The 26998-nt window shown below is 62.7% G+C and carries 27 protein-coding genes and 1 pseudogene; 17 read left to right on the forward strand and 11 right to left on the reverse strand.

Annotated features, from left to right (window positions below):
- Nucleotides 1-82: 82 nt before the first annotated feature.
- From NKJ67_RS33895 to NKJ67_RS33905, 3 genes are all read right to left on the reverse strand, one after another.
- On the reverse strand, nucleotides 83-2422 hold the full coding sequence (locus NKJ67_RS33895) for a response regulator (protein ID WP_352585711.1): 2340 nt from the start codon (nucleotides 2420-2422) through the stop codon (nucleotides 83-85).
- A gap of 114 nt (nucleotides 2423-2536) precedes the next feature.
- Nucleotides 2537-3343 (reverse strand): class I SAM-dependent methyltransferase, encoded by an 807-nt coding sequence (locus NKJ67_RS33900; protein WP_352554510.1) that lies wholly within the window; start codon nucleotides 3341-3343, stop codon nucleotides 2537-2539.
- A gap of 159 nt (nucleotides 3344-3502) precedes the next feature.
- Nucleotides 3503-4420 carry a polyprenyl synthetase family protein gene (locus tag NKJ67_RS33905; protein ID WP_127276505.1) on the reverse strand — a complete coding sequence of 306 codons (918 nt, stop codon included), beginning with the start codon at nucleotides 4418-4420 and terminating at the stop codon, nucleotides 3503-3505.
- Nucleotides 4421-4642: 222 nt separating this feature from the next.
- On the opposite strand from NKJ67_RS33905, the gene NKJ67_RS33910 reads away from it, so the two are divergent.
- From NKJ67_RS33910 to NKJ67_RS33920, 3 genes are all read left to right on the forward strand, one after another.
- Nucleotides 4643-5404, forward strand: a complete 762-nt coding sequence (locus NKJ67_RS33910) for a transglycosylase domain-containing protein (protein WP_127271462.1) — start codon at nucleotides 4643-4645, stop codon at nucleotides 5402-5404.
- Between the two features lie 140 nt (nucleotides 5405-5544).
- Nucleotides 5545-5727: a 50S ribosomal protein L32 gene (gene rpmF, locus NKJ67_RS33915; RefSeq protein ID WP_008834724.1), complete on the forward strand. Its 183-nt coding sequence runs from the start codon at nucleotides 5545-5547 to the stop codon at nucleotides 5725-5727.
- Between the two features lie 245 nt (nucleotides 5728-5972).
- Nucleotides 5973-6374 (forward strand): hypothetical protein, encoded by a 402-nt coding sequence (locus NKJ67_RS33920; protein WP_023810946.1) that lies wholly within the window; start codon nucleotides 5973-5975, stop codon nucleotides 6372-6374.
- Between the two features lie 264 nt (nucleotides 6375-6638).
- Here the strand turns inward: NKJ67_RS33920 and NKJ67_RS33925 are convergent, their stop codons facing one another.
- The 3 genes from NKJ67_RS33925 to NKJ67_RS33935 form a co-directional block, all read right to left on the reverse strand.
- A complete protein-coding gene (locus NKJ67_RS33925) occupies nucleotides 6639-7070 on the reverse strand; it encodes a GlcG/HbpS family heme-binding protein (protein WP_352585714.1) in 432 nt (143 codons plus the stop codon).
- 151 nt (nucleotides 7071-7221) lie between these two features.
- Nucleotides 7222-7455 carry a hypothetical protein gene (locus NKJ67_RS33930; protein WP_027037125.1) on the reverse strand — a complete coding sequence of 78 codons (234 nt, stop codon included), beginning with the start codon at nucleotides 7453-7455 and terminating at the stop codon, nucleotides 7222-7224.
- A 76-nt stretch (nucleotides 7456-7531) separates the two neighbouring features.
- Nucleotides 7532-8053, reverse strand: a complete 522-nt coding sequence (locus tag NKJ67_RS33935; protein ID WP_127319737.1) for a winged helix-turn-helix transcriptional regulator — start codon at nucleotides 8051-8053, stop codon at nucleotides 7532-7534.
- Between the two features lie 100 nt (nucleotides 8054-8153).
- On the opposite strand from NKJ67_RS33935, the gene NKJ67_RS33940 reads away from it, so the two are divergent.
- A complete protein-coding gene (locus NKJ67_RS33940; protein ID WP_128309435.1) occupies nucleotides 8154-8984 on the forward strand; it encodes an alpha/beta fold hydrolase in 831 nt (276 codons plus the stop codon).
- A gap of 105 nt (nucleotides 8985-9089) precedes the next feature.
- Entirely contained in the window at nucleotides 9090-9746 is a 657-nt protein-coding gene (locus NKJ67_RS33945; RefSeq protein ID WP_352585717.1) for a glutathione S-transferase family protein, read from the forward strand.
- Nucleotides 9747-9752: 6 nt separating this feature from the next.
- Here the strand turns inward: NKJ67_RS33945 and NKJ67_RS33950 are convergent, their stop codons facing one another.
- The 3 genes from NKJ67_RS33950 to NKJ67_RS33960 form a co-directional block, all read right to left on the reverse strand.
- Nucleotides 9753-10016 carry an ArsR/SmtB family transcription factor gene (locus NKJ67_RS33950; RefSeq protein WP_013529232.1) on the reverse strand — a complete coding sequence of 88 codons (264 nt, stop codon included), beginning with the start codon at nucleotides 10014-10016 and terminating at the stop codon, nucleotides 9753-9755.
- Nucleotides 10017-10048: 32 nt separating this feature from the next.
- Nucleotides 10049-11296: an MFS transporter gene (locus tag NKJ67_RS33955; RefSeq protein WP_127269296.1), complete on the reverse strand. Its 1248-nt coding sequence runs from the start codon at nucleotides 11294-11296 to the stop codon at nucleotides 10049-10051.
- Between the two features lie 89 nt (nucleotides 11297-11385).
- Nucleotides 11386-11580 (reverse strand): DUF1192 domain-containing protein, encoded by a 195-nt coding sequence (locus tag NKJ67_RS33960; protein WP_352585719.1) that lies wholly within the window; start codon nucleotides 11578-11580, stop codon nucleotides 11386-11388.
- 123 nt (nucleotides 11581-11703) lie between these two features.
- On the opposite strand from NKJ67_RS33960, the gene NKJ67_RS33965 reads away from it, so the two are divergent.
- The 5 genes from NKJ67_RS33965 (at nucleotide 11704) to NKJ67_RS33985 (ending at nucleotide 15751) form a co-directional block, all read left to right on the forward strand.
- Nucleotides 11704-12714, forward strand: coding sequence for an NAD(P)H-quinone oxidoreductase (locus tag NKJ67_RS33965; RefSeq protein ID WP_352585721.1), 1011 nt, complete (start codon nucleotides 11704-11706; stop codon nucleotides 12712-12714).
- Between the two features lie 160 nt (nucleotides 12715-12874).
- Complete coding sequence (locus tag NKJ67_RS33970; RefSeq protein WP_013529236.1) at nucleotides 12875-13015, forward strand: DUF1127 domain-containing protein; 141 nt, start codon at nucleotides 12875-12877, stop codon at nucleotides 13013-13015.
- Nucleotides 13016-13278: 263 nt separating this feature from the next.
- Nucleotides 13279-14385, forward strand: a complete 1107-nt coding sequence (locus NKJ67_RS33975; RefSeq protein ID WP_127270920.1) for a helix-turn-helix transcriptional regulator — start codon at nucleotides 13279-13281, stop codon at nucleotides 14383-14385.
- Nucleotides 14382-14660, forward strand: coding sequence for a hypothetical protein (locus NKJ67_RS33980; RefSeq protein ID WP_127270922.1), 279 nt, complete (start codon nucleotides 14382-14384; stop codon nucleotides 14658-14660). Before NKJ67_RS33975 ends, NKJ67_RS33980 begins: the two co-directional genes overlap by 4 nt.
- Nucleotides 14657-15751, forward strand: a complete 1095-nt coding sequence (locus NKJ67_RS33985) for a helix-turn-helix transcriptional regulator (RefSeq protein WP_127273828.1) — start codon at nucleotides 14657-14659, stop codon at nucleotides 15749-15751. The genes NKJ67_RS33980 and NKJ67_RS33985 overlap by 4 nt, the downstream gene beginning before the upstream one ends.
- 24 nt (nucleotides 15752-15775) lie before the next feature.
- On the opposite strand, the gene NKJ67_RS33990 is transcribed toward NKJ67_RS33985, so the two are convergent.
- Together NKJ67_RS33990 and NKJ67_RS33995 are read right to left on the reverse strand one after the other, a co-directional pair.
- Nucleotides 15776-16393 carry a LysE family transporter gene (locus NKJ67_RS33990; protein ID WP_352585724.1) on the reverse strand — a complete coding sequence of 206 codons (618 nt, stop codon included), beginning with the start codon at nucleotides 16391-16393 and terminating at the stop codon, nucleotides 15776-15778.
- A gap of 131 nt (nucleotides 16394-16524) precedes the next feature.
- Nucleotides 16525-17661: a helix-turn-helix transcriptional regulator gene (locus tag NKJ67_RS33995; RefSeq protein WP_352585726.1), complete on the reverse strand. Its 1137-nt coding sequence runs from the start codon at nucleotides 17659-17661 to the stop codon at nucleotides 16525-16527.
- Nucleotides 17662-18072: 411 nt separating this feature from the next.
- Here NKJ67_RS33995 and NKJ67_RS34000 point away from each other — a divergent pair.
- The 7 genes and pseudogenes from NKJ67_RS34000 to NKJ67_RS34030 all read left to right on the forward strand — a co-directional run.
- Nucleotides 18073-18492, forward strand: a pseudogene (locus tag NKJ67_RS34000) (hypothetical protein); the annotation flags it as partial.
- A gap of 102 nt (nucleotides 18493-18594) precedes the next feature.
- The gene (locus NKJ67_RS34005) at nucleotides 18595-19395 is read left to right on the forward strand and encodes a YadA-like family protein (RefSeq protein WP_352585733.1); all 801 of its coding nucleotides are present in this window, start codon (nucleotides 18595-18597) and stop codon (nucleotides 19393-19395) included.
- A 13-nt stretch (nucleotides 19396-19408) separates the two neighbouring features.
- The gene (locus NKJ67_RS34010; protein WP_352585735.1) at nucleotides 19409-20077 is read left to right on the forward strand and encodes a hypothetical protein; all 669 of its coding nucleotides are present in this window, start codon (nucleotides 19409-19411) and stop codon (nucleotides 20075-20077) included.
- A 68-nt stretch (nucleotides 20078-20145) separates the two neighbouring features.
- Entirely contained in the window at nucleotides 20146-20361 is a 216-nt protein-coding gene (locus NKJ67_RS34015; protein ID WP_352585728.1) for a hypothetical protein, read from the forward strand.
- Nucleotides 20362-20784: 423 nt separating this feature from the next.
- Nucleotides 20785-24756: an autotransporter outer membrane beta-barrel domain-containing protein gene (locus NKJ67_RS34020; RefSeq protein WP_352585729.1), complete on the forward strand. Its 3972-nt coding sequence runs from the start codon at nucleotides 20785-20787 to the stop codon at nucleotides 24754-24756.
- A 70-nt stretch (nucleotides 24757-24826) separates the two neighbouring features.
- Nucleotides 24827-25873 carry a hypothetical protein gene (locus NKJ67_RS34025; RefSeq protein ID WP_127330968.1) on the forward strand — a complete coding sequence of 349 codons (1047 nt, stop codon included), beginning with the start codon at nucleotides 24827-24829 and terminating at the stop codon, nucleotides 25871-25873.
- Nucleotides 25874-26177: 304 nt separating this feature from the next.
- On the forward strand, nucleotides 26178-26873 hold the full coding sequence (locus tag NKJ67_RS34030) for a DUF1013 domain-containing protein (RefSeq protein ID WP_352585731.1): 696 nt from the start codon (nucleotides 26178-26180) through the stop codon (nucleotides 26871-26873).
- Nucleotides 26874-26998: the final 125 nt, after the last annotated feature.

Genomic DNA, 26998 nt, shown 5'->3' on the forward strand with positions numbered 1-26998 from the left:
CTGCTCAAGGTAAGTCTTTGTCGCAGAAGCATTTTCCTTGATTCGGAGCCCCGATGCACTTCAACTGTGTGAGATATCCGGGCTAGGCTGTCTTGGCCACGACCGTTTCGCTGAGCCAGGTGCCGATCTTGGTGCCGAGGCGGTCGGGCGAAACGGGCTTCGGCAGATAGTCGTCCATGCCTGATTCGATGCACTTGTCGCGATCGCCCTTCAACGCATGCGCGGTGACGCCGATGATCGGTATGTGCGTGCCCGTCGAGGTCTCCATGGCCCGGATGGCGCGGGTCGCTTCGTAGCCGTTCATTTCCGGCATCGAGACATCCATCAGGATCAACTTGGGGCGCAGCGCCCGGTACATCTCCACCGCCGTGCGGCCGTTGCCGGCGATGCGGTAGCTCAAGCCCAACCCGTTGAGGATCTGGCCGAACACCAGCTGGTTCACGTCATTGTCCTCCGCAATGAGGATGTCGATCGGTCCGTTCGGCGCGGTTGTCGATTCCGGCGCTGCCGCGACCGGCATCGCCGGGCCGCGGATGACGGTGAAGGCAGGCGGCGCCGCCGAGGCAGCCTGCACGATCGGTTCGCGGACGAACCGCGCCTTGCCGACCTGCGAGCGGGCCTTCTGGATCACCGAGATGACGGTGCCGAGCAGCACCGCGGAGCGCGCCGGCTTGGTCAGGTGCGCTGCGATGCCGTAGTCGATGATCATCTTGCCGAAATCGACCTGGTCGACCGAGGTAAGCAACACCACCGGAATGGAGGACAGCCGGCTGTCGGACGCAATGGCTCTGGCGACATCGGCGCCGTTCATGCCCGGCATTTGGTAGTCGAGGATGATGCAGTCGACGGCGGCGCCCAATTGAAAGGCGCGGTCGAGGAAAGCAAGCCCAACCGCGCCGCTTTCGGCGGCGGCACAATCGAAGCTCCAGCTTCTGAGCTGCTCGAGCAGGATTTCGCGGTTGACCGGATTGTCGTCGATGACCAGCACGCGCGCGCCGGTGACGTCGACCGGCACGATCTCGTCGCGCGCCGCCGCCTGATGCGCGGCCAGCGGCACCGCGAACCAGAACACCGAGCCGCGGCCGATCTCGCTCTCGACACCGATCTTGCCTGCCATCAGGTCGACGAGGCGGGCGGCGATGGCGAGGCCCAGCCCCGTGCCCTCATGACGGCGGGTGGACGAGCCGTCCACCTGCGCGAATTTCTCGAATACATTCTGCAGTTTCTCGGCCGGTATGCCGATGCCGGTGTCTTCGACGCGGACCTTGAGCTGGACCACGTCGTTGACGATCTCGCCGCCGACATCGATCAGCACATGACCCTTCTCGGTGAACTTCACGGCATTGCCGAGCAGGTTGGTGATGATCTGCCGGAACCGGCCGGCGTCGCCGACGACATGGGCCGGCAGGCGCGGGTCGACACGCACGATCAGTTCGAGGTTCTTTTCGGCGACGCGCGCCGAGACCAGCGTCGCCACATCCTCGACCGCCTCGGAAAGGCGAAAGGGAGCAGGATCGAGGGTAAGTTGGCCGGCATTGATCTTGGAGAAATCGAGGATGTCGTTGATGATGGTGAGCAGCGCATTGCCGGATTTGACGATGACGTCGGTGAAGGTCTTCTGGCGCGCCGTCAAATCGGTCTTGGCCAGCAGTTCGGCCATGCCGAGCACGCCGTTCATCGGCGTGCGGATTTCGTGGCTCATATTGGCCAGGAACTCCGATTTGGCGCGGTCGGCGGCCTCGGCCTTGAACAGGGATTCGGCGGATTCGGCAAAGGCGCGGCGGATTGCCACTTCCATCGGGCGAAAGATCCACAAGGCGACGATGGCAAGTGCCGCGAACAGGATGCCGCTCGCCCACAGCAGCAGTCTGTCGCTTGAGGCATCGGCCAGGTGGCGCTCATCATCCATGGCGGTGCGGACGCGAACCAGCATAGGCTGGGCAAACAGGTCGTTCTGGTTGCGGATTTCGCGATAGCTCCACTCGTCGACCTTCTGCGCCACCGACATCAGGTTAAAATTGCGCACCATGTCGCGCGGCGACCAGAACAGATCGCCGTTGACGGAAGCGGACTGGAGTTCGTTGACGGTCTTGATCGACAGCCGCGGCTTGATCGCCGCAAGCTGGGCGGTCAGCGTCTCGATCTCGCCGGTCAGACGCTCCGAATGGCCGCGCGCCGATGTGGTCAGGGCATCGCGTGTCTCCGCCCGCCAGGCTGTCCCGGTCGTCTCGGCAAAGTTGGTCGCGTTGCGCAGGTCGCGGGTGAAGATGACGAGATTGCTGCTCAGCGCATCGATGTCGCGGCGAAAGGAATTGACGCGGTCAAGCGCAATCACGATGCCGGCGGAAGCCAGCGCGAAGATCAGCAAACCTGAAATATAGCGGATCCGGACCGACCGGATGAAGGACGAATATTCAGGCATGCGCAACCCCAACACATACGCACCATTTTAATGGCCGGGATTACGCTTCATTTACATTAAAATTTCGTTCGTGCGGGTTGGCAGGCCATGCGAGCCGCCGGATGGACACCACGCCTAGGCCGCTTCCACGACGAGGGCGCGGATGCGGCCACTCACCGAGCCTTCCCCGAACCGTTTCCCAAGGGCATTTGCCACGTATCGCGTCGTCTCCTCCAGCGAGCCGCCGCGCGCCTCGATCTCAGCCCGCAGGGGCGTGCCCTGGCAATAGGCCGCGGCCGCCTCATATGGCGAGGAAGCGGCGCTGACGGCATCCAGCGGCTCTATGGTGATGTCACGGAAGCCGGCGGCATGCAGGTCGGCGCGGATGGCGTCTGCATCGTGATAGCCATGCGGCGTCCTCGCCATGAAGCGAGGCGGATCGGCCGGAAAGAAATGGCCGAGTGCCCGCGTCACTTCCTCGGCGAACTCATTGTCTTCGATGGCACCCCAGACGTTGAACAGGAAATGCCCGCCCGGCCGCATCACCCGCCGCGCTTGTCCGTAGGCGCCCACTCGATCGGGGAAGAACATCGCGCCAAATTGGCAGACCACGGCGTCGAACCGGGCGTCCTCGAAGGGCAGTGCCTGGGCGTCGGCCTGCTGCCAGATGATACGAGGATCGTCCGCCATCCGCGTGCGCGCGTGGTCGAGCATCGGCTGGTTGAGGTCGGTGGCCACGATGCGTGTTTGCGCCGGCAATCTTGCTGCCAGCGCACGCGTCACCACACCGGTGCCCGCCGCCACTTCGAGCACCGATTGCGGCCCGAGCTTCGACACTCTCTCCGCCAGATCCTGCGCATAGGGCTCGAAGATCAGCGGCACCATCGCCCGGTCGTAGACTTCGGGAATGGAACCGGTGAACAGCTTGTCGGTGGTCGACATGGCATCCCTCCAACTCTATCCGCACCGCGTGCTTGCCGTGCGGTGGCAAAGCGATGTCGATCCTCTGCCTCGGCAGGCTTCCGCTCAAGCTCTATTTCAGAACCGGCCGGCGGGGACGTGCGAACTTTAGTCAGCTCGATATCTCGGCTGGCGCCAACCTCAACTGGTGCGGGTCGCCACGAACGTTGCCGCTTCTTTCAGCAACTGGGCGTCGTCGCCATAAGGATCAAGCAGTGCATGCGCCTGCTCGACGAGGCCGTGCAACTGATTGCGAGCCCAATTCGCACCATGCAAGGCCACCAGCGTCGCCTTGCCGGCGGCGGCGTCCTTGCCGGTTGCCTTGCCCATCTGGCTGGCATCGGCGGTCAAATCGAGCAGGTCGTCGGCAAGCTGGAAGGCAAGACCGATCGCCGAGCCGAATTCGGCCAGCCGCTCGCGGTCATCGGCCGGGGCGCCGGCGATGAGGGCACCTGCCTCGCAGGCGAAACGGATCAGAGCGCCAGTCTTCATCGCCTGCAGCCGGATGATGCCGGCCTCGTCCGGCGGCGTCTGTTCGGCTTCGAGGTCGAGCTTCTGGCCGCCGACCATGCCGCCGGGTCCGGCGGCGCGGGCCAGCGCCAGCACCAGGGCCGCCCGCCGCTCCGCGGGCAGGGCGGTCGCCTCGCCGGCGATGACGTCGAAGGCCAGCGTCAGCAAGGCATCGCCAGCCAGGATGGCGGTCGCCTCGTCGAAGGCTCTGTGCACGGTCGGCTGGCCACGACGCAGGTCATCGTCGTCCATGGCGGGCAGGTCGTCGTGTATCAGCGAATAGCAATGCACGCATTCAAGTGCGGCGGCGACACGCAGTGTCGCCTCGCCATCGGCGGAAAAAAGGGCGGCACTTTCCATGACCAGGAAGGGCCGCAGGCGCTTGCCGCCGTTCAGCACGCCGTGCCGCATGGCTGCCATCAACCGCTCAGGCCGGGCGATCTCGCCCGAAAGCGCGCGGTCGTCGAGCAGCCGCCGCAGCAGCACCTCGACGGCGGCAGCGCGTCGGATGAGCGCCATTTCGAACGCCATTTGGTCGTCATTCGTCATGGCCGGGACCGGTAGCCGACACTCAGACGTTGCGCAAGAAGGCAAGCGCCATTATGCCGGAGCAGTATGAGCCCGTTTGGAAACTCTGCTCCTGCGGTCATCTGAGGGCGTTTTCTGCGCTTCCGGTGCTTGCGTACTCTAATGTACGCTCCGCTCCGGTTCTCGAAAACACCGTCACATGACTCACAGGAGCGCGTTTCAAAACGAGCTCTCTGGCACGGGTTGGGCGGCTTGGCGGAACCGATCGTCGATCATGAAACCGAAAAGCTGGACATGGCGACGAGATCGCGAGGCGTAAATCGCCGCGGTCTCAAACGCTGGGTCCGGCGCGGCATCGTCGTGGCTGCGGTGCTGGCTTTGATTCCGGTCGTGCTGACCTTTCTCTACCTGCCGTTCTTCGTGCATCCTGTCTCGACGCTGATGTTGAAGGATCTGGCGACGTTCTCCGGTTACGACCGCCGCTGGGTGTCGATCGACGACGTGTCGCCGGTGCTGGCCAATTCCGTCATCATGTCGGAGGATGGGCAGTTCTGCTTTCATCGTGGCGTCGATCTTGGCGAGCTGAGAGGCGTCGTCGACGACGCGCTGGCCGGCGAAGCGACGCGCGGTGCCTCGACCATCACCATGCAGACGGTAAAGAACCTGTTTCTGTGGTCGCGGCCGCTGGGCTCGGTGCGCAAGGTGGTCGAATTGCCGCTGGCCGTCTATTTCGATGCGGTGATGTCGAAACGGCGCATCATGGAAATCTACCTCAACATCGCCGAGTGGGGCCCGGGCATCTACGGCATCGAGGCCGCGGCACAGCACCATTTTGGCGTTTCGGCAAAACAGCTGTCGCGACGGCAGGCCGCCTTGCTTGCGGTTTCCTTGCCAAATCCGATCGCCCGCAATCCGGCCAAACCCGGGCCTGGCTTGAGGCGGCTCGCCAATCTGATCGAGCGGCGCGCCGGCCGCTCCGGCGCCTATGTCGGTTGTCTCCGCTAGCCGATCCAAAAAAATTCGCGCCAGTGCTGGCCAAAACGGCACAGGGCGTGTATAGGCACCCGACTTTCTCAGATTTAGGCCCCGACATGGCCCTTTCACGAGGGCGGGCGGGGCTTTTGACCATGTAGTGGAGCATATCCATGGCCGTTCCGAAACGTAAAACCTCTCCGTCCAAGCGCGGCATGCGCCGCTCGGCCGACGCCCTCAAGGCCCCGACCTATGTCGAGGACAAGAATTCCGGCGAAATGCGCCGTCCGCATCACATCGACTTGAAGACCGGCATGTATCGCGGTCGTCAGGTGTTGACGCCCAAGGAAAGCTGAGAAAAGCTTTTTCAAAGGTTTGAATTTCCATAAGGACCGGCCGGTGGCTGGTCCTTTTGCGTTTGGGCCGGCCGGCAGCGCATTTCGAGGCGTGCACCGCAGGCGTTGCAAATCCTTCGGCCGGCAACCGGCTGACATGGTTGTTGCGTGCGGTCTTCGACCGTGTTCAACGCTGCCATCGAAACATCTTGACGGCGTGCCTGTGGCGCATTCTACAAAGGATTGCCCCCACATGGAGACGCCAGATGTTCGGTGCCATTCCGCTGCTGATCGTGCCTTTCGTGCTCTACAACCTCGGACTGTTGGGAATTTTCGGCAGTGGTGACGATCCTTGGGCGAGCGAGGTCTTCTCCTTCAGTATGATGTCGGGCGGCGTGTTCTCGATGACGCTGGGCGACCTGATGATACTGATCGGGCTGGTCTTCCTGTTCCTCGAAATGGCGAAGTCGGTGCGTACGACCAACGCCTCGATCATGGACCATCTTCTGTCGACGCTGGTGTTCGTGGCCTTCCTGGTCGAGTTCCTGCTGGTGAAGGGCGCGGCCCATTCCGTCTTCTTCACGCTGATGGTCATCGCGCTGTTCGACGTGCTGGCCGGATTCGCAGTGTCGATGCGATCGGCCAGCCGAGACATCAATCTGAATTAGGTCCCCAGCGCGGAAGGCGGAAGTTTGACAGGCGCTTGCGCTGACAGTTGTCGGAAACGCCCGTAACGTCGTCATCCTGGGGCGTAGCAAGGAGCGTAGCGACGCGGCGCAGACCCCAGGATCCATGCCGCGACACGTGAGCGTTTCAGCGGTCCAGAATTCTGCTCCGCTGCACTCTACGGCTGATGTTACGGAATGGATCCTCGGGTCTCCGCGACGGAGCTTCGCTCCTGCTCCGCCGTGGATGACGAAGTTCCCCGACGCTCAGCCCGGATCGGCGGTGAAGTCGGCGGCCTCGATGCCGGCGATGGCCGCGGCTTCGTCATTGTCCGACGTGTCGCCTAAAACGCCGACGGCGCCGATGATGGCTCCGGCCTTGTCGCGGATCAGCACGCCGCCGACCACCGGCAATACGCGTCCGCCAGAGACGTCCGAGATGCCGGCGACGAGGTGCGGGCGCTCCTTGGCGAAAGCCTCGACTTTGCGCGAGCCCATGCCGATGGCGAGCGCACCATAGGCCTTGCCGGCCGACATTTGCGGGCGCAGGAACGAGGCGCCGTCCTGGCGCTGGAAGGCGACCAGATGCCCGCCGGCGTCGAGCACCGAGACGCCAAGCGGCTTAAGCTTGAGATCGGAGCCCTTGGCAAAGGCGGCATCGATGATTTGCCTGGCTTTTTCGAGCGGCAGTGCGGTCATGGCGGTCTCCTGTCTGAAAGGCGTCGATCATCGACCGTCGACGGGCGAGATAACATCCCGGTTTCGGTTGAAATTGCTTCGCGTGAAGAGGTGGGATGGAAGCGACCTTCACAGCCTCCCGGATAGGAGTTGGTGCCTGTGCGGCTTCAGGTCATTTTTTCTTGGCGCGGGCCGGCTTCTTGGCAGGTTCCGCCGGCGCGTTGGCGAGGTCTTCGGCTTCCTTGGCGAGACGCAGCGCCCGCAGCTTGTTGGTCTTGGCCTGGCGGGCGTCGCTCTCGGCGACGTATTCGGCCATCGCCTTCTGGCGGACGGTTGCCGCCTCTTCCTGCTTCTTGAAGCGCAGGTCGGCGCGTGCGCGGGCAGCATCCCGAGAGTTCTCAACCAAGACCTTATCCAATCCCGTGAATTGTGATTTTCCGCTCTTCTAGCAGAGCCGGCCCCCAAACGGGAAAATAAGTTGGTCAAGCGGCAGAGTCGGCGGCGAGAGCCTTGCTGGCAACCAGGGCTTGATAGGCGGCCTGCAAGGTCGCGCGGACAGAAGGACCCGACGCGGTATCGAGCGGCTTGCCGAGATGTTCATGGCGCAATTCGTCCATGAATTTGTCCCACATCGGCTGTCCGCCCTTTTCCAGAAGTTCGGCGCGGATCGAGAGTTCTTCGCTGACCGGCAGCCAGACGCGGCCCCAGGCGCCGAGATGGGCCAGGATCGGCACCAGCGTGATCGCCATTTCGGTCAGGCTGTAGATCGCCTTCTGCTTGTGCGAGGGGTCGTCGGCTTTGGTCAGCATGCCCAGTTCCATCAGCCGCTTCAGCCGATCGGCGAGGATGTTGGAGGCGATGCCTTCCATCGATCCGTTGAGCAGCTCGCGAAAATGACGCCTGCCGCCGAAGATCATGTCGCGAAGGATGATCAGGCTCCAGCGATCGCCGAACACTTCCAGCGACAGGTTGATCGGACATCCGGACCGGCGATCCATGCTCATGAGATTTTTTCTCCAAAACCAGTTGCATTGTCGTATCAGTTTTATTATCGTCCAACCGATTGCAAAATGCAATCAGTATTGCAGGAGAGGAGGCCGCACCGTGACGACGACCGAACGCCCCGAAATCATATCCGAAACCTTTGGCGATCCGGCGAACCCGCCGCTGTTGCTGATCATGGGAGCGATGGCCTCGATGCTGTGGTGGCCGGAGGCGTTTTGCCGGGAACTGGCCGATGCCGGCCTGTTCGTGATCCGCTACGACAATCGCGATACCGGCCGTTCGACCAAATACAAGCCGGGAGAGCCGCCCTACACGTTCGATGATATGGCCGACGATGCAATGCGCGTTCTCGACGACCACGGTATCGGCAAGGCGAATGTCGTCGGCATGTCGATGGGCGGCATGATCGCGCAGCTTGTGGCGTTGGAACACCCGTCCCGTGTCGTTTCTCTGACCGTGATCAGCAGTTCGCCGGTGGGAATCGACACATCCGGCCTTCCCGGGACGACCGAAGCCTACATGGAACACTCGGCCGAGGGCGCCAAAGTCGATTGGTCGGACCGTGGCCAGGTGGTCGATTTCATCGTCAGGGACGCGCGGGCGATCGCCAGCATCGCACATCCATTCGACGAGGCCCGGATGCGTGCCTTTGTCGAGCAGGATCACGACCGCTCCGGCGGCTTCCTGAGCGCCACCAACCATTTCATGCTCAGGGGCGGCGACGCGTGGAAAGGCCGCTTGCATGAAATGACGGCGCCGCTGCTGGTCATCCACGGCACGGCCGATCCGGTCTTTCCGGTCGAACATGGCGAGGCGCTGGGGAAGGCGGTCACCGGCGCGAAAATCATCCGGATCGAAGGTGGCGGCCACGAGCTGCATCCAAACGACTGGGATATGATTGTTGCCGGCATCGTCGCCCACGCCGCTTGAAGCGGCAAAAGCAGGCCTTGACGAGCAATGCTTGCCGCAGTGTTTACCTATGACGAGCATGCCCGGCGCCGGCCACCGATAAACCAGGAAACAGGCGAGCAAAAAATGTCCCTGACGCTTCATTTCCATCCGCTGGCCTCCTTCTGCTGGAAGCCGCTGATCGCGCTGTACGAGAACGCCACGCCGTTCACGCCTGTCATCGTCGATCTTGGCGATGCTCAGTCGCGCGCGGCCTTCCTGAAGATTTCGCCGGCCGGCAAGATGCCGGCGCTGCGCGACGATGCGCGCGACCGCACGGTGCTGGAATCGACCATCGTTGTCGAATATCTGGCCGTGCATTATCCGGGGCCGGTCGACCTCGTTCCCGCCGACATCGACCTGGCGCTGGCCGTTCGCCAAGCCGACCGCTTCTATGATTTCTATGTGCAGGAGCCGATGCAGAAGATCGTCGGCGATCGGTTGCGGCCGCAGGACAAGACTGACCCGTTCGGCGTCGAGCAGGCCTGCGACCAGCTTCGCAATTCCTATGCCATCATCGAACAAGACATGCAGTCGAAGATCTGGGCGATGGGCGACACCTTCACCATGGCCGATTGCGCAGCGTCCCCGGCGCTGTTCTATGCCAACAAGGTCGAGCCGTTCGGCGACGAGTATCGGGCTGTGAAGCGCTATCACGACTGCCTGCTGCAGCGCCCCGCCTTCGCTCGGGTGATCGAGGAGGCGAAGCCCTACTTCAAGTTCTTCCCCTACAACAACGGTTGATCGGGGTTAGGCTTCCCAGAACTGATCGAGCCAGATGTTGAGTTTGAGGAAGCCGGTGCCGCTTACCGTATAGACGCGCCTTGTTCCTTCCGGCTTGGCGTGGACCAGGCCGGCATCGAGCAGCACTTTCAGATGTTGCGACACAGCCGGGCGCGAGACCGGCAAGCCGGCGGCCAGTTCGGTGACGGTTTTCGGGCCGCGGCGAAGTTCTTCCAGAAGATGGCGCCGATTGGGATCGGCAATCGCCATGAAGGCGTCGGAAAACATCATGCCTGTATTAGTGAGGCAAAGCCTTTCGAATCTCAACCGTCTGCTTCTGCTTTTCTTCTGGGATCGAGCCGCAATGCTTCCGGGGTGACCGAACGGTCGGCCGGCTGCGTCTTGAAGGCATCACGATCGCCGATCGGCACCGGCGCGCGGCGGCTGATGCGCAGCAGCGTGTAGCCCGCCAGGCAGAGATGCGCCAAGGCGGTCGCCAGGAACAGACCTTCCGGGCGCATCCAGCCCATCAAAGCGGCGGCGAGCAAGGGTCCAATCATCGTGCCGAAGCCGTAGAGCAGCAACAGCCCGCCAGATACCTTGACGAAATCCTCCGAGCGCGCGTGGTCGTTGGCATGCGCCACGGCAATCGAATAGAGCGTGTAGGCGAAGGCGCCATAGGCGGCAGTGAAGACGATGACGAAGACGCCGGAGCGCGGCTCGAACAGAAAGATCAAGAGCGCGAACAAAGCCCCGCCGAAAGCCGCTCCCGCCAGCACGAAACGCCGGTCGGTCTTGTCGGAGAGACGCCCGGCCGGAAGCTGCATGGCGGCACCGGCAACGACCACAAGGCTCATCATCAGGGCGATCTCGGCCGTGGAAATGCCGATGCGGGCGCCATAGACGGCGCCAAGCGTGCCCCAGGCGCCGTTGGCGATGCCGATCAACACGCAAGCGACCGCCGACACCGGCGAATTGGCATAAAGGCCTCTGACATCAAGTGAGACATCCTGCAGCGGCTTGGGGTGAGAGGCGGTCGAGACCGCCGTCGGAATGAGCGATAGGCAAAACAGGATGCCGGTGATCATGAACAGCGATGCGGACTTCACGTCGCCGCCGGCGACGATCATCTGCCCGCCCATGATCGAGGCATAGGTGACCATCATGTAGAGGCCGAAGACGGTCCCGCGGTTCTCGTTGGTGGCCTTCTCGTTCAGCCAGCTTTCGATGACCATGAAGGCACCGGCCATGGTGAAGCCGGTGAAGGCGCGCAGCAGGATCCAGACATATTCGTCGATGATCAGCCCGGTCAGTAGCGCCACGATGGCGCCGGATGCGGCAAAGGCGCCAAAGGCGCGAACGTGGCCTGCGCGGCGCACGATGCGCGGTGCGAAGAAGCAGCCGGTGACGAAACCGCCGGCCCAGGCCGTGCCCATCAGGCCGAGCGATGCGGTCGAGAAGCCTTCCAGTTGACCGCGCAGGGGCAGGAGCAGCCCATGCAATCCAGACGCCGCGAGCAGGAAAGCGGTGCCGCGAAGCAGCGAGAGGATCGGTCGGTAGGTTGCGAACATTGTTTGATCCGGCTCAGGTTTGGCGGGGACGCTGGGTCTGAAGACAATCGCATTCGGGCTTTTCGGCGGCGGGCTTTGCGCCCGCGCGCCTATCCGCGGCGGAACAGTGCTTCGGCCGCGGATTTGGTGGTGTCCTTGGCCTTGAGTTCGGCTTCCAGGCGGGCGATTTCGTCGCGCAGGATGCCGATCCGCTCAGTCAAGTCGCTGCCGGAAAGCAATGACAGGTCCTGCCCGATCTCGTGGGGGGGTGCCTTCTTCTTGGGTTCGTCGTCGAAGATCGCCATCGTCGCTCCTCCTCCGCCAAGACCAGATTGGCCATTTGCCTGATTTGGCAATCAGCATACATAGGGCAGGGGCGTCGATGCAAACAGCCGATCGGATAACGGCGAGGAAAGACGGGAAATCTCATGGCGAGCGGACAGAAAATTCCGGCAAGGATGACGGCCATCGCGATCTCGGAGCCGGGTGGCCCTCGGGTCCTGAAGCCGGAAACACGCGACGTGCCGCAGCCCGGCCCCGGCGAGATCCTGATCAAGGTGCATGCCGCCGGCGTCAACCGGCCCGATATCCAGCAGCGCAAGGGCGCCTATCCGCCGCCGCCCGGCGCGTCGGACCTGCCGGGCCTCGAGGCGTCGGGCGAAGTGGCGGCCCTTGGCGACGACATATCGCGCTGGCGCATCGGCGACCGCGTCTGCGCGCTGACGCCCGGCGGCGGCTATGCCGAATATGTCAAGGTGCATGCCGGGAGCGTGCTGCCGTTGCCCGCCGGCTTCACCCATACCGAAGCCGCGGCGGTGCCGGAAAACTACTTCACCGTCTGGCACAATGTGTTCGAGCGTGGCGGCCTCAAGAAAGGCGAGACGCTGCTCGTCCATGGCGGCTCGTCCGGCATCGGCACGACGGCGATCCAGCTTGCCTCAGCCTTCGGCGCCTATGTCATCACCACCGCCGGCAGCAAGGAGAAATGCGACGCCTGCCTGAAGCTCGGCGCAGATCGGGCTATCAACTATCGCGAGGCGGATTTCGTCGCCGCGGTCAAGGAGGCAACGGACGGCAAGGGCGCCAACGTCATCCTCGACATGGTCGGCGGCGACTATGTGGCGCGCAACTATGAGGCCGCTGCGGTCGAGGGGCGGATCGTCCAGATTGCCGTGCAGGCGGGTGCTGTCGCAAGCGCGGACTTTTCGAAAATCATGGTCAAGCGGCTTACCCACACCGGGTCGACGCTGAGGCCGCGCACCGTCGAGTTCAAGGCGGCGATCGGGGCGGCGCTGGAAGCGCAGGTGTGGCCGTTGCTCGGCACGCGCAAGGTTGCTCCTGTCATGGACATGATCTTCCCGCTCAGCGAAGCCTGGCGGGCGCATGAGCGCATGGAGGACGGCGAACATATCGGCAAGATCGTGCTCGATGTCGGCTGACAGCGAGCGAGGTTAGCGCCTCGCTGCCTACAAGATGAACAGAAGCTTAATGCTGCAATGCAGCATTTGCATCATTGCTATGCAAAATCAGCCATTCAAGTCCTCATCGATGACGCCTATTTGAGCACCATCGAAACGAACATCAATTTGGAGGACTACCATGAACCCGATCCGCGCTTTCCGTAACTGGCGTATGTACACCGAGACCGTCCGCGAACTGAACCGTCTCAACGCACGTCAGCTCAGCGATCTCGGCATCAACCGCGCCGACATCGAAAAGATCGCCCGCAGGGCCATCTGAATTCGAGCATGACCTAGTAAGGTCACGCGTTGCAAGCCAGAGCCGCATCAGACGGATTTCCGTCGCGGTTCCGAGCCCGCTGGACCCAGTCCGGCGGGTTTTGTCGTTTTGGGGCCGTCAACCGCATGCGCTCGACAGCAATCTGAGGTTGACCTCAGCTTTCAGCATGGCATTTTGATCTTGCGGGTATCGGTTGGCGTGTGGGAGCGCGTTGACGATCCGAGCCGGCAAGACGCTGACTCTGAAAGAGGCTGTGCGCTCTCATGTTCGATGATCTTACGGACAGGATCTACGAGGCCGCGTTCGTGCCGGATTTGTGGGCGGGTGCTCTCGAAGCGGCCAGCGAGCTTTCGAGTTCGGCTGACGGCGCGATCTTCCTGTTCAGCGACGGCTCCCCCGTTCGCGGCCGGTTGAGTGACGAGTCTCCCGGGCATGGCAATTCCCTTGAAACCGTCCGCTCCCTGTTCGATGAATTCATTGCCGGCGACAGCTGGAAATTCTCCGATGCGATTCAGCGCATGTGCAGCCTGCAACCGGCGAGTTTCGTGCAGGTCGAAGATTTTCTGACTGCCGACGAGCTCGAGCATGATCCGGTACGGATACAATTGAGGGCGGCAGGTATCGGCGCTCATATCTGTTCGGCGGTTGCCATGCCGAGCGGCGAACTGGTTACATTTGTCTTTCAACGCTGGACGCGGGACGGCACCTACGATCAGACGTCGATCGACAGGCTCGACCAGCTTCGCCCGCACTTTTCGCGTGCCGGCCTGGTATCGGCGCGGCTGGGCATGGAGCAGGCCAAAGCGAGCGTCTCGGCTCTCGAGGCCCTTGGTCTGCCGGCGGCGGTAATGACTGCATCGGGACGCGTGCTGACGGCCAATGTGCTGCTGGAAAACATGCCATCCGTTTTCATCGCCGCCGCACATGGCGGCATGGCACTTGCCGACGTGTCCGCGAATGAGCTTTTCCGGCAAGCCATTACGCACAATTTGCAAGATCGGGTCGTGCGTTCCATCCCCATTCCAGCCAGGGAGGGCCAACCGGCGCTGGTCATTCATCTCCTGCCGCTGCGCCGTGCCGCGCATGAGATCTTTTCCGGGGCTGACATTCTGGTTGCGGCGACGGCGATGAGCGCCAGCGCCACCGTGCCGTCGCCAAGCCTGCTTGCCGGCCTGTTCGATCTGACGCCCGCAGAGGCGCGGCTGGCGGCCTCCCTTGCGCAAGGGCGGCCGTTGAAGGAGGCAGCGGCAAGCTCCAACGTCACCGTCAAAACCAGCCGCACCTATCTCGAACGGATCTTCGCCAAGACCGGGACACGGCAACAAAGCCAGCTTGTCGCCTTGTTGAAGAGCGCGGAGCCGTTCCGATGAGCGGCGGCCTGATCGAAGCGATTTACGAGGCGGCTTTCGTTCCCGAGCTCTGGCCCGGCACGACCGGTTCCGCCTGCGGAGAGTTCCAACTGATTGTCGCTGATGCAGAACCGCGGCCGTTGAAGGATGCGGCGTCCGATCTGACCATCACCGTGAAAACCGGCTGCACCTATCTTGAGCGGATATTCGCCAAGACAGGAACCCGCCAGCAAAGCCAGCTTGCCGCCTTGGTGAAGAACGCGGAGTTGGTAGCGCAGCCAACGAGGCACAAGTGACTTCCGATCTGGCCGACCGCATCTACGAGGCTGCATTCGTGCCGGAGATGTGGCGCGACGTCCTGGAGCAGTTGAGCAGCGAGTCCAACTCGGCTGCCGCCTCGCTTGTCCTGTTCGATGACCGAGCCCCGCCAAAATTCATCGCGACCGATTTGATCTCGCCAGTGCTGGAGGCTTTCGACGCTGCCAATGGATGGCAGAAGAGCGAGGAGGTGCAACTCCTCTTCTCGATGACCCCGCCTTCGGCTTTTGTCTACGACGCCGATTATTTCCCCGCCGGAGCTCTGGCAAGCAATCACCTGCGCCTCGATCGCACCCGGCCGCTGGGGATTGGCGGACAGATTGGTTCGTTCATCGTCATGCCGACGGGGGAAATGGCACTGTTTTCGACCGAGCGCTGGCGCGACAACGATCGTCCTTCGGCAGACGATCTCGCGCGAATGAACGCGCTGCGGCCGCATCTGGCGCGTGCCAGCCTGATTGCGGCGAGGCTCGGGCTTGAGCGCGCGCAAGGAACAGTTGCGGCAATGGAAAGAATGGGACTGCCGGCTGCTGTCCTTTCATCCAATGGACGCGTGCTGGCCACCAACCCGCTGCTTGAGGCCATGCCCGCGATGTTCCTGCCGGTCGCCTTCGGCAGCATGGCGATTGGCGATGTGCAAGCAGACCTTTTGTTTCAGCAAGCCATCGCCGCCGTGCGCAGCGAGATCGAACCCTCGGTCCGATCAATCCCGGTACCCGCGCGACAAGACAGGCAGTCGATCATCGTCCATGTCCTGCCGCTGCTCCGTTCGGCGCATGATATCTTTTCGGGGGGCGACATCCTGATCGCCGCGACGGCGGTGAGCGCCAGTTCCATGGTGCCTTCGCCAACCCTGCTTGCCGGCCTGTTCGACCTGACGCCCGCCGAAGCGCGGCTGGCGGCCGCCCTTTCGCAAGGGCGGCCGTTGAAGGAGGCGGCGGCGCGTTCCAACATCACCGTGAAAACTGGCCGCACCTATCTCGAACGGATTTTCGCCAAGACCGGAACCCGCCAGCAAAGCCAGCTCGTGGCGTTGCTGAAGAACGTGGAGCTGCCCAACCGCGGCTGACAAGTGGGCGCATACACCTGTCGCTCAATGTCCAAATGCGGAAAAGCCGAGCGCCACCAGGCTTCCTCCCAATACGATGTCCGCATGCTTTCGAAAACGTGCGTAAAATCGCTGGGCGACCGGTTGGGAAATACAAAGGCCGAGAAGGCCAAACCAGGCAATGGCAATGGCAAAAACCAGCATAGCCAAGGACAGGTGCATTGCCCCGCGCGCATCCAGGTTCAGTGTGGAGGACGCGAAGAACAATGCGGTGGCAGGGTTTGCCACTGCCGTGACAAAGCCCAGCCGAAAGTATCGCGTGATTGGAACAGGCTTCGGCACGTCGAAGCCAACCTTGATCGACAGCGCCCGCCGCATCGAATTCCAACCGATGAAGACCAGCATTGCACCGTAGAGGCTGGCGGCCATCTGGTGTGCAAAGCCCCCTGACGGCAACGCTCCGGCGCCAGTCGCGACGATGGTCGCCAGCGAACTCGCGCCCAAGGCAACACCGGCGGCGGCAGACAGAGCCGTGGCGCGCGAAGCGGTTAGCGCGGCCTGCGTGACGACGGCGAAGTTGGCGCCGGGCAGCATTGCCACCAGCGCATAGGAAATGGCGAACGGAAGCAACCCCGCCACCACGGCGTGTCCGGTTTCGAACATCGACTTTCCCCGCATCGGCAGCGGCCCGCCTCCTCAAGGCGGGCCGCTGCAATCGAGGGCGGAACTTGCACGGAATGCTTTGCCTCCGACAGTCGGCATATGCCGACTGTCGGGTTCCAAAAACCAGGTTGCTACCTGCGCCCGGTGAGCGGTTCGGTGCTCTTGAGCAGCGCCACCAGTTCACTCTGCTGGCGGGTTTCGGTCTTGGCGAAGATACGTTCGAGATAGGTGCGGCCGGTCTTTACCGTGATGTTGGACGCTGCCGCGACCTCCTTCAGCGAGCGTCCCGATGCCAGTTCCGTCGCCAGGCGGGCTTCGGCCGGCGTCAGGTCGAATAGCTCGCGGACATGCAACTCGAAGCCGTCGGGAATACGGCGGGCGACCTCCGTCACCATGACCACCGCGCAACGTTCGGACGCCAGGCCATAGGCACGGGCATCGACGAACGGCGCCACCGACAGCACCAGTCGCGCCAGGTCGGATTGCCGGCGATCGGACGGCACCAGCAGTGTACCGCCGACGCCCGGTATGACCCCGTCATGCAGCGAGCAGGCGTCGGCAACCAGCCGCTCCAGCTCCTGCGTATCCTCGGCACTGGCGGCCGCGATTGTGCCATCCCTTAATCGCAACGGACTGTCGGGCCGCGACAGCATCGCTTCGGCGGCCCCGTTCATCTGTGCGATCTGCTGATGGCCGTTGATCAGAAAAACGCCGAATGGCAGATGCGAAAACGCCGACGCCAGGGCCGACGTTTTCTCCAACTGCTGGCCGATCTGTCCGGCGCGCCGCATGTGCGGCACGATCTTGCGCAACAGGTCGATGTCTTCGGCGCCGAAGGCTTCCTGCCCTGGGCCGCGATCGATGCTGAGCATCCAGTGCGAGTCGTTCGACGAGAGCAGGTTGGAGACGAGGCCGTGATACATGTCGCGCGGCCGCAGCCAGTCCTGCCAGAGTTCGCGGCGGCGGAACGCCGCCACCTCCTCCGTAAGGGGCCAGCGACTGACCACGCCGAGAGGCAAGGCGGCCGATGCCGCCGCCAGCGGATCGCGCAGCAGGGCTTCGATGCCCTTTGGCGAGGTGAACTCGGGATCGAAATCGGTTGCAACCGCATCGAATGTGTGTGGGCTGATGCGCACGATGCAGGAGCGCGAGCCGCCGAACAGGTCGCGCAGGCCAGTTACCGCATCGAACCAGCGCTCCTGATCGTAAGCGGCCTCATAGACCTTGCCGACCACTGCGGAGACCGCTTCGATGCTCACGTGAGCCATTGACCCTTCCGGCGTTCAAGGATTGTCGTTGGGGAGAAAGCCTAAACATGCGGATCGTCTCGTGCAAGTTGTGACGCTGTGCAGCCAAGTTGTGGTGGTTCCAGGTCAAGTCCGCGAAGCATTAGAAGAAACTAATCTGTGGTTTTGGAGTCACAGCCTCGTTCAACAAGGTCGTAACCACCCGACAAAGCGACGAACAGTCGTCATATGACGACTGTTCGGGATGCCTCGCCATTGTCAGGTTCGGCTTATTGCTCGTTGGATCTCTTCCAACGCTGAGCCGAAACAATCGTTGTGGGGTGGCTGGAGAGGCATCAAGTCTGGTGCAAGGCAACCCTGCGGCGTCATTCTCGGGGGTGGATGTTGGTTTTCTCTTTGAAAATTCGCCTGTCGTTTGTGCTTGCTGGGACAATGCTGCTGCTGACGACCGGCAGCGGCTTTGCGCAGTATCGCTGTCTGATAGACGACGGCACCGATGGTGGTGCGACCTCTTCCGGACCGAACAGCTTAGCGTGTGGCTCCCAGGCCAGCGCCAATCCGCCTGATCCGGCGAGCCCCACCTTTGGCTTTGCTACGGCTGTCGGAACCTTGGCCAAGGCTGAGGGGGACATATCGACCGCAGTGGGGACTTTCGCAACGGCCAATGGGCTGGGTTCCAGCGCGTTCGGTGCAAGCTCCAAGGCGACAGGCCGACTTTCAACGGCGACAGGCGCTTATGCGGAAGCAACGAGTTCGCAGTCCACCGCCACGGGCTACCACGCAATAGCGTCGGGCCCTGATGCCACCGCGACGGGACAGGGCGCCCAGGCCACGTCGCTCTATGCGACTGCGACCGGTTCGGCGAGCAAGGCCCTGGGCTACGGTTCAACGGCTACAGGCTATGACAGCCAGGCGAAGGGATCCACCGGAGAGGGAGGGGCAACGGCTACCGGAATGAGCAGCAAGGCACTGGGCGATTACTCGGTCTCGAATGGCTATTCCGCGTCGGCTTATGGAGACAACAACACCGCTGTTGGCGCGCAAGCCGTTACCGGTGGAACCTCATCGAATGGCTTTCAGAACAGGGCAAACACCGCGCTGGGCAGCGGCGCCTCGGCGGGCATCTCCGCCGATGGGCAAGTGAATTCGACGGCGGTCGGAGCTGGCGCCGCGGCCAATGCCTCGAACGCCCTGGCGTTGGGCAGCGGTGCGAAGGCCAATCTCGACAATTCCATTGCCATCGGCCAGGGCATTGTGACCGACCGCACGAACCAGGTTAAGCTCGGCAGTGCCACGAACACCTATACGCTATCGGGTGTTGCCTCGGATGCCAGCAGGGCGGAGCAGGTTGGCGTCACGCATCTGGTGACCACGGACGGTGCCGGCAATCTGGCGACATCCACCTTTGACATCGCAGCGTTGAATGACCTGCCAAACAACATCGCGGCTCTCGACGGGCGCGTTGGCGCGTTGGAGTCCGGCTTCCAGAACCTTGGCGGCGAGATCAGCGAAACCCGCACGGAAGCGCGTGCCGGCACCGCGCTGGCGTTGGCGACAGCGGGACTGCGCTACGACGACAGGCCCGGCAAACTGTCGCTGGCAGGCGGCTTCGGTCATTTCAAAGGGCAATCGGGGTTGGCGCTGGGCCTGGGCTACAACACCAGCGAGGAGTTCCGCATGAACGCCGCCGTATCGGCAACCACCGGCCGTGGCGATGTCGGCGTCAGCGTCGGAGCCTCATGGACACTGAACTGACACGGCCGGGATGATGCGGGGTTTGGGGCTTCAGCATTCCGTGCCGTTGCAGTGGCGGGCGCCCGGTTGGCGGACTTCGGGCGCCCGCGGTTTTCTCGCCGCATTGGCTATCGCGCTGATGGCCGTCGCGGTGCCTGCGCAGCCCGCGCATGCGCAAGCCAAGGAAAAACGGGTGGGGCAAAAGACGGCGCGGCCTGCCGGTATCGACCGCAATGGCGTGCTGATCCTGATCCGCGGTGCGCTTTTGGCGCTCGACCAGGCCAACAAGACCGGCAACTACACCGTTTTGCGCGATCTCGGCTCGCCGAATTTCCAGGCCAACAGTGCGGCAGGGCTCGGCGACATCTTCGCCAACCATCGCAAGCAGGCACTAGACTTCGGCGCCGTCGCGGTGCTCGAGCCGCAGCTAACCTTGCTGCCTCAGATCGAGCCGAACGGTATGCTGCATATGGCTGGCTTCTTCCCGTCGGTACCCTTGCAGGTCAATTTCGAGCTTTTGTTCGAGCCGGCCGACCGGCAGTGGAAGATCTACGGCGTGTCGGTCAACCTGACATCAGGTGGCCCGCAAGCGCCTGACACGCCGGTGGCCGAACAGCCGAACCCAGCCGATGCCGGCCCGCCGCCGGAGGGGCCGTCGATGGCCGTACAGCCGAAGAAAGAGACCAAACCGGTCAAGCCGTAGCGTGTGGAGCGTTCATGCGCTGGTCCTGCCAAGTCCTGTGCTTAGCCTCGATGTCGGGAGCACCTGAGTTGACCGATGAAAAAAGGCTCCAGAGGTACATTTGCATACTCGACCCAACCAACGCATGGACGGTCTGGGATTGCGAGATGGAGATGCCGGCTTCACTGGGAGGCCAGCTTCTGACCGGGCGGCCGAAGGAGCGAGCCGAGGCTGCCAGCGCAATTCTGGAGCGTATCCACAAAAGCAAGATGGATGGTGGCAAACCAAATCGGCTCCTCGATTAATCGTGCCTTCTGCGCTTCGTGGCGAGACCGCTGTCATGGTCGGCTCGGCCAGTTGGGGCGGGCTAGAGGCGGACCGTCGGCGCCGACAAGCTGATCCTTCGGATCAAGCTCGAAAGCCGGCTCTTTGCTGCTGCCGGCCATGTTGTGCCAGGGGCAATATGGCTGGCTGTGCAAGGTAGCTCGGGCCGACGGTTTTCGTGCGGCTTGTCGCCCTACTCGCCGGTAAATTAGTCGAATGGAATGTGTATCCTCGATGTAACAGTCCGGCCCCCGCAAGAGGTCATTGGCGGCACAAAGCGGCGGACCCTCGTCATTTGACGACTAGGAAAGCCGGCGGCATTCGATCAGCCATTGGCAGGAAACACTGATGATCGCTTCGGCTCCCGCCGAGGGCAATCTGTTGGGATCGGGCTGGGGCACTACATGAATCTCAACAATCGCAATCGTCGCTATCGCAACCGCTTGCTGGTCAGCACGGCGATGGCCGGGGCGACGCTGCTCGGCTTGGGCCAAAATGCCGACGCCGCCTGCACGCCGGCGGCGCCACCCAACTATGTCTGCTCCGGCCTCAACACGACCGGCCAAATCGTGCCGTCCGGAATCGGCCTGCCGCTCAACGCAGGCGATCTGCTGACCCTTCTGCTGGCGCCCGCCAATCCGGCTGTTACCACTGACCCTGGGTTCAGTGTCTCCACCAGTGATCCCTTCGCGCTCGGCATACTGGGCAAAGGTGCGGTCAGTTATACCGATGCCAATTCTTCGGCGCTAAGCTCGACGACGGGCATAGGCCTTGGCGTCGTGTCGCTGGTTCCGCAGGTGGCGCCTCCCTATTACGGACCGAACCCGGGTGGCGCAGTGACCATCGATACCAATGGTGCCTTGACCGGCGCCCTGATCGGCCTCGCCGCCATCAATACCGGCGACGGCGCCACCGCCGTCAACGCCACCGGCGATATCACGGCGACCGGCGCCAATGGCTATGGCGTCCTCATCTATTCGCTAGGCTCGGATGCCGACGTCACCACCGGAAGAGTGAGCGGCACCAATGTCGGCATTTCCGCGATCAACCAGGGGGCGACCGCAGCCCTGAGCATCACCGCCAATGGCGACGTGACTGGCGGCACCGGCGACGGCATCCATGCCGTCAATGGCGGACAACAACTCGATGTCGTCAATACGATTCTGAATGGTACCGTGACCTTTTCAGGCCCGACCGTCCCTGCTGGCAGCGATCTGAATGTCACCGCCTACGGCAAGGTGACCGGCGGCCGGTACGGCATCTTTGCCTCGAACGATGGCAGCGGCGCCACCAGCATCATAGCCACGACGGCTGCCGTAGCCGGGTCAAGCGAAGACGGTATTTATGCCACCAACGGCACCACGGCGACCGACCTGACGGTGAGTGCCGCGGCGGTGAGCGGCAAGGGCGGCATCGCCGTCACCAACAACGGCACAGGCTTCACCAGCGTTACGGCGACGGGCTTGGTGACTGGGGCAAGCAACAACGGCATCGATGCCTACACAGACGGGGCCGGACTGACGGTGAGTGCGGCGGCAGTCAATGGTGGCTTCGCCGGCATCTATGCCCAGAACAACGGGACCGGTGCCACCAGCGTGACCGCGACGGGTACGGTGACTGGAACGGTCGACAACGGCATCGATGTCTACACACAGGGAACAGGCCTGACGGTGAGCGCCGTGACGGTTAATAGCGGCGAGAACGGCATCCGCGCCTACAACAGCGGCGACGGTGCCACCGATATCACAGCGACAGGCGCAGTGTCCGGGACCGGTTCCGATGGCATATTTGCCTTCAACAACACGGCGGCGACAGGCGGCTTGACCATCGATGCCGTGGCTGTCAGCGGCGGCAAATATGGCATCTATGCCGAGAATCAAGGCACCGGTGTCGCCAGCATCACTGCCAAGGGCGATGTGATGGGAACCGGGTATACGGGGATCGCAGCCGTCAATGGGATCGCAACCTTCAATCCGGACGGCACAATTGCCAGCGTTGCGGCAAGCCTCAATGCCACCGATCTGACGGTGGACGCGGCGGCGGTCAGCGGCAGCCATCAAGGCATCTATGCCTACAATGCCGGCTCAGGAGCCACGAAAATCACGGCGAAAGGCTTGGTGACTGGTCTTACCGGCATTCATGTCACCAACGCCGGGGGCACGACGAGCCTGACGGTCGATGCCGCGGCAGTCGAAGGCTTCACCGGCATCTATGCACGGAACTTCGGCACCGGCGCCACCAGCATTACAGCGACAGGTGCGGTGACCGGGAACACCGATCCCGGCATCGATGTGGCCAATTACGGGACGGACCTGACCGTCGAAGCGGTGGGTGTCAGCGGCGACAGCACGGGCCTCGCTGCCTTCAACTTCGGCACCGGCGCCACCAAGGTCACGGCGAAAGGCGCGGCCACCGGGACATTCGGCGCCGGCATCCAGGTGCGAACCGGTACCACAACGACAGGCGGAGTGACGATCGACGCCGCGGCAGCCAGTGGTGGCCAGTTCGGCATCCTGGCCGAGAACAACGGCGCCGGTGCCACCACCATCACGGCGACAGGCACGGTCGAAGGCGGCAACGCCGCGATCAAGGCGATGTCGTCCGCCGGCCAAGCGATTTCCATCACCACCAGCGGCCTGGTGCGCAACAGCTCGCAGATAGCTAGCCTTGTGGCGGTAGAGACCTCGGGTGGGCCGGTGACCTTCACCAACAATGGCGGGCTGCTTGGCACCGTCAAGCTCGGCACTGCCGCCAATATTGTCGCCAACAACGCAACCTGGAACACCGCCGGCATCAATGAGTTTGGTGGCGGCACGCTGACCAATGATGTTGGCAAGGACATTGTCACCGCCGCCGTCGGTTATGATAGCCCGGTGACGACGACATTCAAGGCGTTGTCCAACTTCACCAACAATGGCAGGCTGACCATGGCCAATGGCATTGCCGGCGATGTCACCAACCAGTTTGCCGGCGATGCGACGTTCGCGGCCGGCTCGGTGCTGGCCGTCGATATCAATGGCACGGGTGCATCCGACCGGTTCGCAGTCGAAGGAACGGCCGATCTGTCCGGCGCGACGCTGGCGGTAACGGCTCAGGGCCTCGCCGTCGGCACCTACACGGTGGTGTCCGCCGGCAGCGGGCTTGGCGGGACGACATTCCAGGCGTTGACCGGTGTCACCAGCACTCCATTCCTGTCTGTGACCGACACCTATGATGCCAACAACGCCTATCTCGACGTGACCAAGGTGCGCGACTTCGCCGATGCCGGGCTGACGCCGAACCAGATTGCCACCGGTGAAGGGCTGGACAGCCTGACCGGTGGGGCTGTGTTCAATGCCGTTGCCGGTCTAGCCACCGACGCCGAAGCCCAGGCAGCCTTCGACCAGCTTTCGGGGGAAATCCACGCCTCGGCCAAGGGCATGCTGGTCGAGGACAGCCGCTTCGTCCGCGACGCAGCGACCAGCCGCATCCGCGCCGCTTTCGGCGATGTTGGCGCGGCCGCATTGCCGGTCATGGCCTATGGCGAAGGCGGCCCCGAAATGGTCGCCGCCGATACCGACCGTTTTGCCGTCTGGGGCCAAGCTTTCGGGTCCTGGGGCAATACCGACAGCGACGGCAACGCCGCTGCCTTCGATCGTTCGACGGGGGGCCTGCTGGCGGGCGCCGACACGCTGGTGGGCGGCTGGCGTGTCGGTTTGCTCGGCGGCTACAGCCATTCGAGCTTCGATGCCGACCGAAACTCCTCCGGCAAGAGCGACAGCTATCACCTCGGCCTCTATGGCGGCACCAACTGGGGCGCCATCGCTTTCCGCACCGGCGCTGCCTACTCCTGGAGCAGTCTTTCGACCAAACGCTCGGTTGCTTTCAACGACTTCACGGATCGGTTGTCGGCCGACTACGATGCCGGCACCGCGCAGGTCTTTGGCGAACTCGCCTACAAGGCCGATGCCGGACAATTCAGGTTCGAACCGTTCGCCAACCTGGCCTATGTCAGCGTCCATACCGACGGCTTCACCGAAGACGGTGGCGATGCGGCACTGACCAGCGCCGGTACGTCCACCGATGCGACCTTCACCACGCTCGGCCTGCGCGGTTCCTCGGACTTCGCGTTTGGCGGCATGAACGCCACGGTGCGCGGCATGCTCGGCTGGCGTCATGCCTTCGGCGATGTCACACCGACCTCCAGCTTCGTCTTCGCCGGCGGCGATCACTTCACCATCGCCGGCGTGCCGATCGCCAGGGACAGCGCGGTCGTCGAGGCTGGGCTCGACTTCAACATGTCGGCCAACGCGACGCTAGGCCTGGCCTATACCGGCCAATTCGGCGGCGGCACGGTCGACCAGGGCGCCAAGGTCGATCTCGCCGTGAAGTTCTGACGGCAACAGGTGGCGAGCAGCAAGAAGCGCACCGTCACCACGGTAATGGCAAGAAACTGCTGGAGGTTGCATGGTCAAGTCAAAGGTCGATTTCCACACGAAGCATGAAAGCGGTTTTGCCCCAACACAGGGATGTAAACTGCCATTCGACACGGACCTTCTGGAAGGCGAGGCCAAGGCGCGAGAGAAATTGCTTGGCAAGCAGAACGCTTTCCTTTCCAAGACAAGACGTTCCGCCAAAGACGTCGACCATCTGATCGAAGAGATGGTCGCGTTCGAAAAGATCCGGTCTGGGCACTATTGGCGAGACTATCGGGCGGACCTGATTGCGCGGAACGTGCGATCGGCGGTTGGCAAAACAGGATCCTTGCTCGATCTAGGCAGATTGTCGCAACGACCAGCGACCAGCACGGTTATGATACCACGCCTCGATATACCGGACCTGGGGCCAGTTCCTTTTGGTCCGGTCGAACGGGGGGAATTGCAGAGGATCGACCTGAACACGGTCGATCGAGGAACCTACTTCGACAAGTGGTTCAACTATAATGGACGGTGGACGCTCACCCAACTCTACGATCATGCCGTGACCGATCCGGTACCGCTCTCGATGGATTTCGTCAGTGCCAACAATCTGGACCCATACGATTCGGATGGCCTGCGCGCTACGAGCGAGACCGGTATCTGGTTCACCTATGTGCCGGACATGGACGGCTACGTGACGGTTTTCTGGCTATCGGACCGAGTGACCTATCGCCTGTTCAGACAATACTATCCGCGCGATGCGGACGGCTGGGCGAATGGTTGGCTCTCGGTGGAAGGAGTTGTCGGTATCTGGACGAACAATTCATTCGCGGGTCGCGACTACGTCGAAATTTCGAGCAGCAACGGCAATGCGCACGACACGCTACAAGCGAGCGGGGTCCTTTTCATTCACAACAGTACATACCCCGTCCAGGCGGGAAAACCGGTCCATGTGCTGATCGGAACGCGGTCGAAAGTCTTTAGTGTCTGCGACGGAACGGGCATCAATTTGGGGGCGGGCGTTGTCGCGCGAATTGATCACCCCATTTCCATCTTCACGCGAGCGGGACTGGAGCCATATTCGCCGTTCTACTGAACCTGGATGACAACTGGCCGCTACCGTTTCGAGGCATTCGACCTGGGGTAGGTGGAGCTGTCGGGCCGATAACCGGCAGGCCGGAAAGCCGACGCGATTTTTTGCGCCGTCCGTCGAACAAGGGGCGGTCGCGCTCCGGGCGATCCGGCGGTCTTGAGCGCGCAGCGCACGCGGTGCGGTCTTTGGCTCCAAAAACGTTGCGAAACGACCCGAGAGCGGTTATACAGACCGCGAATTTCCCATTTTGGTGGCTCTAAACCACCGCCCGCGCGGGAACGCGGGCGAACGAGAAGGATTTGTAAAAATGGCCAATACGCTGCTGATGCCCAAGGCGACCGCCGTCTGGCTGGTCGACAATACCGCACTTTCCTTCGAGCAGATCGCGCAGTTCTGCGGACTGCATCCGCTCGAGGTCAAGGCAATCGCCGATGGCGAAGCGGCGCAAGGCATCAAGGGCATGGACCCGATCATGACCGGACAGCTGACCCGCGACGAGATCGCCCGTGCCGAGAAGGACCCGAACCAGCGCCTGAAGCTTTCGGACCCCAAGGTGCGGGTGCCCGAATCCAAGCGCAAGGGTCCGCGCTACACGCCGCTGTCGAAGCGCCAGGACCGGCCGAACGCGATTCTGTGGCTGGTGCGCAACCATCCCGAGCTCAAGGACGCGCAGATCTCGCGCCTCGTCGGCACCACCAAGTCGACGATCGAGCAGATTCGCGATCGCAAGCACTGGAACTCGGCCAATCTGCAGCCGATGGACCCGGTGACGCTGGGTCTTTCCTCGCAGATCGACCTCGACATGGAAGTCAACCGCGCCTCGCGCGGCCGCGAACAGGCGCAGCCGGTCGGCGACACGCTGCTGCCGGCGGCCTTGACCGAGCGGCTGGTGCCGGCTCCCGAGAAGCCGAAGGACGAGGACGCCGAACTCGACGCCAACGCCGTGTTCGCCAAGCTCTCGGCCTTGAAGTCGAAGAACACGGACAATGACGACGACGAGTGAGGTTGTCTGATATTCCAAGAAAGCCCGCTTCGAGCGGGCTTTCCAGACTGCTGACAAACCCCGTCGATTTTCGGCGGGGTTTTTTGTTATGTGATTGAAGTGTCTTGGACTGTTTGTGTCAGGAG

This window comes from Mesorhizobium sp. M0088, from assembly GCF_040322895.1.
Lineage (GTDB): Bacteria > Pseudomonadota > Alphaproteobacteria > Rhizobiales > Rhizobiaceae > Mesorhizobium.

Bases quoted from the DNA above. Each gene is read 5' to 3' on its own strand.
- NKJ67_RS33895 (WP_352585711.1), bottom strand. From the start codon at position 2,422: ATGCCTGAATATTCGTCCTTCATCCGGTCGGTCCGGATCCGCTATATT.
- NKJ67_RS33900 (WP_352554510.1), bottom strand. From the start codon at position 3,343: ATGTCGACCACCGACAAGCTGTTCACCGGTTCCATTCCCGAAGTCTAC.
- NKJ67_RS33905 (WP_127276505.1), bottom strand. From the start codon at position 4,420: ATGACGAATGACGACCAAATGGCGTTCGAAATGGCGCTCATCCGACGC.
- rpmF (WP_008834724.1), top strand. From the start codon at position 5,545: ATGGCCGTTCCGAAACGTAAAACCTCTCCGTCCAAGCGCGGCATGCGC.
- NKJ67_RS33920 (WP_023810946.1), top strand. From the start codon at position 5,973: ATGTTCGGTGCCATTCCGCTGCTGATCGTGCCTTTCGTGCTCTACAAC.
- NKJ67_RS33925 (WP_352585714.1), bottom strand. From the start codon at position 7,070: ATGACCGCACTGCCGCTCGAAAAAGCCAGGCAAATCATCGATGCCGCC.
- NKJ67_RS33935 (WP_127319737.1), bottom strand. From the start codon at position 8,053: ATGAGCATGGATCGCCGGTCCGGATGTCCGATCAACCTGTCGCTGGAA.
- NKJ67_RS33945 (WP_352585717.1), top strand. From the start codon at position 9,090: ATGTCCCTGACGCTTCATTTCCATCCGCTGGCCTCCTTCTGCTGGAAG.
- NKJ67_RS33950 (WP_013529232.1), bottom strand. From the start codon at position 10,016: ATGATGTTTTCCGACGCCTTCATGGCGATTGCCGATCCCAATCGGCGC.
- NKJ67_RS33955 (WP_127269296.1), bottom strand. From the start codon at position 11,296: ATGTTCGCAACCTACCGACCGATCCTCTCGCTGCTTCGCGGCACCGCT.
- NKJ67_RS33960 (WP_352585719.1), bottom strand. From the start codon at position 11,580: ATGGCGATCTTCGACGACGAACCCAAGAAGAAGGCACCCCCCCACGAG.
- NKJ67_RS33965 (WP_352585721.1), top strand. From the start codon at position 11,704: ATGGCGAGCGGACAGAAAATTCCGGCAAGGATGACGGCCATCGCGATC.
- NKJ67_RS33970 (WP_013529236.1), top strand. From the start codon at position 12,875: ATGAACCCGATCCGCGCTTTCCGTAACTGGCGTATGTACACCGAGACC.
- NKJ67_RS33975 (WP_127270920.1), top strand. From the start codon at position 13,279: ATGTTCGATGATCTTACGGACAGGATCTACGAGGCCGCGTTCGTGCCG.
- NKJ67_RS33980 (WP_127270922.1), top strand. From the start codon at position 14,382: ATGAGCGGCGGCCTGATCGAAGCGATTTACGAGGCGGCTTTCGTTCCC.
- NKJ67_RS33990 (WP_352585724.1), bottom strand. From the start codon at position 16,393: ATGTTCGAAACCGGACACGCCGTGGTGGCGGGGTTGCTTCCGTTCGCC.
- NKJ67_RS33995 (WP_352585726.1), bottom strand. From the start codon at position 17,661: ATGGCTCACGTGAGCATCGAAGCGGTCTCCGCAGTGGTCGGCAAGGTC.
- NKJ67_RS34005 (WP_352585733.1), top strand. From the start codon at position 18,595: ATGAGCAGCAAGGCACTGGGCGATTACTCGGTCTCGAATGGCTATTCC.
- NKJ67_RS34010 (WP_352585735.1), top strand. From the start codon at position 19,409: ATGCGGGGTTTGGGGCTTCAGCATTCCGTGCCGTTGCAGTGGCGGGCG.
- NKJ67_RS34020 (WP_352585729.1), top strand. From the start codon at position 20,785: ATGAATCTCAACAATCGCAATCGTCGCTATCGCAACCGCTTGCTGGTC.
- NKJ67_RS34025 (WP_127330968.1), top strand. From the start codon at position 24,827: ATGGTCAAGTCAAAGGTCGATTTCCACACGAAGCATGAAAGCGGTTTT.
- NKJ67_RS34030 (WP_352585731.1), top strand. From the start codon at position 26,178: ATGGCCAATACGCTGCTGATGCCCAAGGCGACCGCCGTCTGGCTGGTC.